2 protein-coding genes and 1 pseudogene are annotated in these 3,325 nt (G+C 75.4%); all 3 read right to left on the bottom strand.

What is annotated here, in order from left to right; genetic code table 11:
- Positions 1 to 56: 56 nt before the first annotated feature.
- Positions 57 to 920 carry an Fpg/Nei family DNA glycosylase gene (locus tag H5J33_RS28320; RefSeq protein WP_181797676.1) on the bottom strand — a complete coding sequence of 288 codons (864 nt, stop codon included), beginning with the start codon at positions 918 to 920 and terminating at the stop codon, positions 57 to 59.
- Between the two features lie 54 nt (positions 921 to 974).
- Positions 975 to 3,062: a SpoIIE family protein phosphatase gene (locus tag H5J33_RS28315; RefSeq protein ID WP_181797675.1), complete on the bottom strand. Its 2,088-nt coding sequence runs from the start codon at positions 3,060 to 3,062 to the stop codon at positions 975 to 977.
- Between the two features lie 71 nt (positions 3,063 to 3,133).
- A pseudogene (locus H5J33_RS36840) lies at positions 3,134 to 3,325 on the bottom strand (hypothetical protein); the annotation flags it as partial.

Raw genomic sequence — 3,325 nt, 5'->3', positions numbered from 1 at the left:
CGAGGTCCGCACGGCGCAGGGAACGGTGCTGGTCACCGTCCGGGCGCGGTGAGGCCTCACTTCAGCAGCCGGGACAGCCTGCGGTCGGCCAGCGGCTTGCCGCCCGTCTGGCACGTCGGGCAGTACTGCAGCGAGGAGTCGCTGAAGGAGACCTCGCGGATGGTGTCGCCGCACACCGGGCAGGGTTCACCGGTGCGGCCGTGGACGCGCAGACCGCCCTTCTTCTCCGCCTTCAGCCGGCCCGCCGCCACCCCCCGGGCCCGCTCGACCGCCTCGCCGAGCGTGCCGCGCAGCGCCGTGTAGAGCCGGTGGGTCTCCTCGGGGGTGAGGGAGGCCGCGAGCTTGAACGGGGACATGCGCGCGGCGTGCAGGATCTCGTCGCTGTAGGCGTTGCCGACGCCCGCGATCAGCGACTGGTCGCGCAGGGCGCCCTTCAGCTGCCGCCGTTCACCCCGCAGCAGGGCGGCGAAGCGGTCCTCGGTGAAGTCCTCGGCGAGCGGGTCCGGGCCGAGGCGGGCGATGCCCGGCACCTCGGCGGGGTCGCGGACCACGTACACGGCGAGGCGTTTCTGGGTGCCGGCCTCGGTCAGGTCGAATCCCTCTCCGGTCTCCAGCGCCACGCGCAGCGCCAGCGGGCCCTTGCCGGGCCTGGGCGGGCCGTCCGGCAGCCGGTCGCGCCACTGGAGCCAGCCGGCCCGGGCCAGATGGACGACCAGGTGGAGTCCGCCGTCCGTCTCGACGTCCAGGAACTTGCCGTACCGGCGCACGGCCGTCACCCCGGCACCCTCGAGGGCGGTGGGCGCGGGGTCGTACGTCTTCAGCACGCTGACGGCGACCGGCAGCAGCCGCGCCACCCGGCGGCCGGCCAGGTGCTCGGTCAGGAAGTCCGTCAGCGCTTCCACCTCGGGCAATTCGGGCATACGTACAGGGTGCCATCCGGCACCGGCAACGCCACGTGACCGCCGGCGCGGTCGCTACGGCAGCCGGAACTCGCACCACACCGCCTTGCCGGAGCCCCGCGCCTGGACGCCCCAGGCGTCGGCGAGCCGCTCGACCAGGAGCAGGCCGCGGCCGAACACACCGCTCGCGCCGGCGTCGCGGCGCCGCGGCAGGGCGCTGGAGCAGTCCTCGACCTCGATGCGCAGCCGGCGCTCGGAGTCCTCCAGCACCCGCAAGGTGACGATCGCCGAGCCCCCGGTGTGCAGCAGGGCGTTGGTGATCAGCTCGTCGGCCACCAGCTCGATGTCGTCGGCGGGTGCGCGGGCGCCCCAGACCCGGACGGCGGTGCGGATCAGGTGCCGGGCCCGGGCGAGGGACTCCGGATCGCCGGCCGCCACGTGCTGGCGGAGCCGGCGGCCGGGCCGGGCGGCATGCGGGGCGCGGCGGCGCAGCAGGAGCAGCGCCACGTCGTCTTCGCCGCCGCGCTCCTCGGCCGCCCGGATCAGCCGGTCGGCGAGGGCTTCCACCTCGGCGGGCCCCTCGCACACGAGCCCCACGAGGCCGGACATGCCCTCGTCCAGATCGGTGCCGGGCAGCTCCACCAGTCCGTCGGTGCACAGCAGCAGCATGCTGCCGGGGTCGAGTTCCAGGGTGGCGACGGGGTACTCCAGCCGCCCGAACTCGGCGGACAGGCCGAGCGGCAGCCCGCCCTCGACGGGGATCCGGACGCAGCGGCCGTCGCGGTGGCGCAGCAGCGGGTCGATGTGCCCGGCGCGGACCATCTGGACGACCCCGGTGGCCAGGTCGGCCTCGGCGTACAGGCAGGTGGCGAACCGGTCGGTGTCGAGTTCGTGCAGGAAGACGGAGGCCCGGGCCATCACGGTGGCCGGGGTGTGGCCCTCGGCGGCGTAGGCGCGCAGCACGATCCGCAGCTGGCCCATGACGGCGGCGGCGTGCGTGTCGTGGCCCTGGACGTCCCCGATGACCGCGCCGACCCGGCCCGCCCCCGAGGGGGTGTCCCCGGGCAGCGGGATCAGGTCGTACCAGTCGCCGCCGATGTCCCGGCCCAGGGCGGCCGAGCGGTAGCGCACCGCGATGTCGGCGCCGCGCACGCTGGGGATGGAGCGGGGCAGCATGGCCTGCTGGAGGCCCTGGGCGAGGTCCTTCTCCTGCTCGAAGAGCATGGCCCGCATCAGGCTCTGCGCGATGCTGCTGCCGAGCGCGACGAGGACGGCGCGTTCCTCGGCGGAGAAGCCGCGCCGGTCGTCGTAGAGCAGGCCCATGGCACCGATCGGGCGGGCCTGGGCGATCAGCGGGAGGTAGGCGGCCGAGGTGATGCGCAGACCGGTGAGGTGCGGCCACAGGATGGGGTAGTGCGCGGCGAACTCCTCCGGTGACTCGATGAACCGGGGGCTGAGGGTGCGGACGACCTCGCTCATCGGGTACGGCTCGTCGATCCGGGTGACCCGGGTGCCGGGGACGAAGCTGCCCGCGGGGCCCTCGGCCACCAGCCGGATCCGGCCCGCCTCCACCAGGCCCATCACCAGGCTGGTCGCGCCCAGGTGGCGGACGCCGTGGGTGTCCTTGAGCACGTCGATGACGTCCTGGACGCTGCGGGCGTGGGCGAGGGCGGCGGAGATGACCTGGACGACGCCGGTCTGCTGCCGGAACGCCTCGTCCTGGGCGGCCCGGAGGCTGCGTGCCGTGCTGTCGGCGAGTTCCTCGGTGGCGTCGCGGAGGATGCCGACGACGCGGTGCGGGCGGCCGGAGTCGTCGCGGCGCAGGCGGCCCCGGGTGTGGGTCCAGCGCATGGTGCCGTCGCGGCAGCGGATGCGGAAGTACGCGCTGTAGTGGTCGCTGCCGTCCTTGATCGCCCGGGCGACGGTCGCGTCGAGCCGGGCGGCCTCCGGCGGGGGCACCCGGAGCGCGTTCAGCGTGTCCAGGCGCCCGTCGTACTCCTCGGGCGGCAGGTCGAGCACCTCGAGGGCCTGGGCGTCCAGGCGGAACAGACCGGCGTCCAGGTCCCAGTCGAAGCTGCCCATGCCGTTGAGCGCGAGGACCGGGTCCGGGCGGACGGGCCGGTCCCCCGGGAGTGACAGGGCGCTCGCACCCCGATCGGCCATGGGGCCACCTTGCCAGGATCCGGCTGATTCTTCGACTCGCCGGCCGGACCGCGGACGGGACCGCCCCACGCTCAGGCGCCGCCGGGCGCGGGGAGGTACGGGGGTCCGGGGGCGCGGGACATGCCGTGGGCACCGGGCACGCCGTGCGCCTCGGGCACGCCGGGCATCCGCTGCGTCCCGGGCGCCCCCTGCGCCCCGGGGACGCGGGCGGACGGTGCCGTGGGCGCTGGTGCCGGGTCCGCGCGGGTGGCCGGGGACGTACC

Source organism: Streptomyces sp. WELS2 (genome assembly GCF_013870595.1).
Taxonomy (GTDB): Bacteria; Actinomycetota; Actinomycetes; order Streptomycetales; family Streptomycetaceae; genus Streptomyces.
The sequence above is the reverse complement of the archived record's forward strand: the minus strand, read 5'-3'. Positions and strand labels throughout refer to the sequence as shown.

Excerpts from the sequence above, each read along its gene's own strand:
- H5J33_RS28320 (WP_181797676.1), bottom strand. The coding sequence starts at position 920 with ATGCCCGAATTGCCCGAGGTGGAAGCGCTGACGGACTTCCTGACCGAG.
- H5J33_RS28315 (WP_181797675.1), bottom strand. The coding sequence starts at position 3,062 with ATGGCCGATCGGGGTGCGAGCGCCCTGTCACTCCCGGGGGACCGGCCC.